Here is a 4361-nt window from a genome sequence, read left to right as displayed (position 1 = left end):
TTAAAATTAAAGTTTTAATGATTTATCACTTAGCATAAAATCATCAAATTCTTTTTGGCTTACAAACAAATCATTCACTCCATAAGCACTTGCAAGTTTTATCAAAGCTTCATCAGCTTTTGCGTAATCATTATTAGCCATAGCACTGCTAATATCAGCAAAACTTAGCTCGCTAATATCTTTTAGATTACTTATATATTCATTTGTAAAGCTTTCTAAATGAAGTCTATTTTCTATCATTTTTGGCATTATTTCATGATATAAAGCTTCTATTTCTTCTCTTCTTGCTTTCGCCATTTTTGCACTTGCACAAATTGCTAAAAAGCCATTAATAGCTAAATCCAAACTTTGAGAAAATACGACAACTCCAACCGAACAAACTAAAATAGAAATCCCAGTAGCTAAAACATTGCCTACATAAACGCTAAGTTCCCTTTCAAGTGCAAAACCAAATGCAACCATGATAGCCGAAAACAAGCTCTTTAAAATTGTTCTAATAAGTTGTGAGAAGCTTTTAATCTCACCTTTTATAAATTGCCAAATAGCATTAAAGATTGATTTGGCACTATTTCTAAGGCTTGTCCACATAGCTCTTAGATTGCCACCAATATTTTTTAGGCTTTGTGCGGCAAGTCCTACGATAGTATCAATTAATCCAAAACTAGCACCCCTACCAAAACTCTCACTTCCTTTTACAAAAACTTGTTTTAAAAGCCTTTGTAGTCTTATTAAAAAATCTTCGTGGTTATTGTGTAAATACTCATCTCTTAATTCCCATACAACTCCACTTGCAAAAGTGCTTAAAACAACTGTCCCTGCATCACTTAAACCTGTTTGAGTTATATTTATACCTGCTTGTTTTGCTTGTTCTATATATACATTTTTTAAAGCGATTTTTCCATCAGTGTTGGTTTTTTGTCCGTTTTCTTGAATTTCGCCTTTTATATAGCCTGATTTGGTTCTATCGCTACCCTTTTCAAGTTGTTTAAATTTCGTTTCTTTTTCATCTAATTGCTTTTGAATTATTGCTTTTTTATCTTCTGGTGCATTATCTAGATTTTGTCTTATTTGCTTAATTTCATTCTCTGCTCTTTCATAAGTATCGCTATCTACCCTAACTTTAACTCCAGCTTCAAAATACTTATCATAAGTTTTAGAAAAAATACTATCACTAACAGCCTTTAATTGCTCTTCTTTAACTACATTGCCATTTTTATCAACTACTACCACATCTACTAAAGTATGATTTGTCTTAGCGTATTCATCAAGTTTTGGATTAGTTGCTATTCTTTTGATTTCTTCATCGCTAAAATTAGAAGTAACCATTGATTTTTTTAAATCATTATTTGTATTAAAATCTTTATTTTCATATACTTGTTTTATCTCTTTAAGCTCATCTGTTGTATAAGCTCTAGTATCATTTTTATTATAAGCATTTTTAATATTTTGCTTACCTACTTCATAAGCTTCAAACATCTGTCCAAAACCATTTGGATTGCTTCCATGTTGTTTTACTGCTTTTTGCATACTTGTAGTAAGCTTTGAACTTTCCATATAAGCACTATAAGAATCAACATTAAAAATATTTAGTCCAAATCTAGCAAGACTTTGAGTGCCTAACTCTTCTATTAGCTCATCAAAAAATAAATTTTGCGTCATTTTAACTCCTTTAAAAAAGGTGGCATAAAGCCACCTTTTAATTACTTACTTAGTATTTCTTCACCTAAATCTTGAGCATCTTCAACTGCTCTTCTAAATTCTTTATTTACCTTTCCATCTACTGTTAAAACATTAACTTTGCAAATTCCACTAATTGCTTTTACCATATTTACAATAAATTTTAAATACTCTTTTTCTCCATCTGAATATTTTGTATAATCACTTTCTCTTATTACAATTAATTTTAAAGTTTGTAATTCTTTAACTAATTTTTCATCCAATTGATTTATTATCACCAAAGACTGTTCTATAATACTTGAGATAGCATCTGTTGATATTCTTGCTGTTTCCATCTGTTCTTCAGCAATTTCAGCTTGTTTAATATTACTTTTAGCATCTTCAAGAGCTTTCTCACTAGCTTTTGCAAATAACGCACCACCTACTGCAAGCACAGGTGCGGCAACTATTCCACCAAGAACAACCATACCACCTGCCATACCAAATCCACCTGCAGCTAAACTTCCACCACCAAGCCAAGCTAGAGTTGCATTAGTTGCTGCTGCACCACTAAGACTTGCTATTGCTGTTCCTGTTGAAGCACTTGCAAGAAGCCCAACGCTTCCATAAGCTCCAACGCCAGCTAATGCACCAGCACCAAGTGAAGCTATTCCACCACCTGCTAATTCTTTAAAATTTATAATACTTTCTTTTGTAAAAGCAACAAAATCTTCAATATCAAATTTTAAATCGTCTTTTGAAAAATCATTACTTTCAATGTTTTTTATCTTTGTAAAAATATCTATAAACTCACTAAAAGAATTTTCATGGATATGAATTTTTGCCTGACCTAAAATTTCTAATGAATTATTTGCTTTTTTTCTAGAATTATTTAACCTTTCACTTGCATGATTATAAATAAATTCTGCATCTTTATTAAGTTTATTGGCTTCACTTTTATTTCTATAACCATCATAACCTTTTTTTGCTCCGAAAGCTCCTGTTGCAAGTGCAATACCTCCTAAAATAAATGGAACTGCCATTTTAAATCTCCTTAATTAAATTAATTTTATATTTTTTATCTACTTTAAATTTATCTTGTAAAGCATTGCAGACTTTTATATTCTCGTTGTAATATTTAGCCTTACTCATATACTTTTTAAGAAACCTTTCGTAATATTCATCAACCCTACAAACCATAGGACGATTTTCATAAATCCTGCATGTATTATCATCTGCTAGGTGTATACAAACACCATTTAAATTAAATTCTTCTAGTTCTTTTACTCCGTTAATACTCTTGCAGCATAAGCCACATGCAGTGCATGGAAAATTATCTAACATTGCTAAGTTCCTTTGAATATAAATGAGAAGTTTTGAATAAAATTAATGAAGTTAAGTGATTTTAGTTTTTGTAAAATCCCCCCCCCATAAGAGAAAATATAGCTTTCATTTATTCTCCTTTCTTGTAATTTTTCGCATTATAGCATATGAGTTGTCAAAATTATGTCCATATAAAAAATATTTAAAATATTATTAATAAAAATATTGATTTTAAAAGCTTAAACTAAAAACAAAATATAATACTAATTACTGCAAATAAAAAAATATTTTTCTTACTTTGACTATTTGTATTACATATTATTGTCTTGAATATAATAAATTTCTAGGTTATAAAAATAAAAAGATGAATGTATTAAAATAAAATTATATAAATTAAAAAAGGGATTAATAAATATGAAAAATAAATTTCATATGAGCTTAGAATACAACATATGTTTAGCAAAAAGAAATATCGTAGATAATATCTATAAAAGTGCGAGACTTGAGGGAATTAATGTAACTTTTCCACAAGTAGAAGCCATTTATAACGGTGTAAATATAAGTAGCTTAAAGGTGGATGATATTATAACTATTAACAACCTTAAATATGCTTGGTATGTTCTTTTTGATACTATAAGTTATCCTGAAGTTGATTTTGCTTATATTTGTAAAATGAACAAGACTATAGGTGCAAATTTAATCTATCAATCAGGCTACATAAGGCAATTTGATGTGGCTATTGGCGGAACAACTTACAAACCTAAAATGCCATATAAAGAAGAAATTATAGAAGAATTAAACGAAATACAAAAAATCACAAACACTACACAAAGAGCAATAACATTAATGTTATATCTAATGAGAAGACAAATTTTTATTGATGGTAATAAAAGAACAGCTATTTTATGTGCTAATAGAATTTTGATTGAAAATGGAGCAGGTTTAGTAAATATACCTGTTGAGCTTATTAGCGAGTTTAAAGAAAAATTAATTAAATATTATGAAACAAATGAAATGAAAGATATTATGGATTTTACTTATAAAAATTGTATTGATGGATTTAATAGCGTAGAGCCTAGTATTGAAGAAAAGCTTGAGAGTGAAAAAAATGATGAAATGTTTAATCAATACATAGCAAAATCTTATAAAAATAAATTGTTTTAAAGAATATAAGCTTTATTTTAAAAGCTAATATTTATACTTTTAGTCTATTTGATTAAAAACAAAATTACCTAATAATTAAATATATTGCTATTACGATAAGGGTAATTAATAGCTTTGTGTTTTTATTGTTTTCTTTAAATTTAGCTAAATAATTTAAAACTCTTAATCAAATGAGATGTAAAACCAATACTTAATTTAGCAGAGTAAAAAACACTTGC

General features: G+C 28.4%; 4 protein-coding genes. 1 reads left to right on the top strand and 3 read right to left on the bottom strand.

Annotated features, from left to right (window positions below):
- Positions 1–6: 6 nt before the first annotated feature.
- Genes AVBRAN12637_RS09550 through AVBRAN12637_RS09540 form a run of 3 tightly spaced genes read right to left on the bottom strand, consistent with a single transcriptional unit; the run spans position 7 to position 3000 of the window.
- Positions 7–1659 (bottom strand): hypothetical protein, encoded by a 1653-nt coding sequence (locus AVBRAN12637_RS09550; protein WP_336615813.1) that lies wholly within the window; start codon positions 1657–1659, stop codon positions 7–9.
- Between the two features lie 41 nt (positions 1660–1700).
- The gene (locus AVBRAN12637_RS09545) at positions 1701–2699 is read right to left on the bottom strand and encodes a hypothetical protein (RefSeq protein ID WP_336608860.1); all 999 of its coding nucleotides are present in this window, start codon (positions 2697–2699) and stop codon (positions 1701–1703) included.
- 1 nt (position 2700) lies between these two features.
- Positions 2701–3000, bottom strand: coding sequence for a YkgJ family cysteine cluster protein (locus AVBRAN12637_RS09540; RefSeq protein ID WP_336608861.1), 300 nt, complete (start codon positions 2998–3000; stop codon positions 2701–2703).
- A gap of 393 nt (positions 3001–3393) precedes the next feature.
- Here AVBRAN12637_RS09540 and AVBRAN12637_RS09535 point away from each other — a divergent pair, with 393 nt between their 5' ends.
- Positions 3394–4143 (top strand): Fic family protein, encoded by a 750-nt coding sequence (locus tag AVBRAN12637_RS09535; protein ID WP_336615812.1) that lies wholly within the window; start codon positions 3394–3396, stop codon positions 4141–4143.
- Positions 4144–4361: the final 218 nt, after the last annotated feature.

The organism is Campylobacter sp. RM12637, from assembly GCF_020137645.1.
Lineage (GTDB): Bacteria > Campylobacterota > Campylobacteria > Campylobacterales > Campylobacteraceae > Campylobacter_E.
The sequence above is the reverse complement of the archived record's forward strand: the minus strand, read 5'-3'. Positions and strand labels throughout refer to the sequence as shown.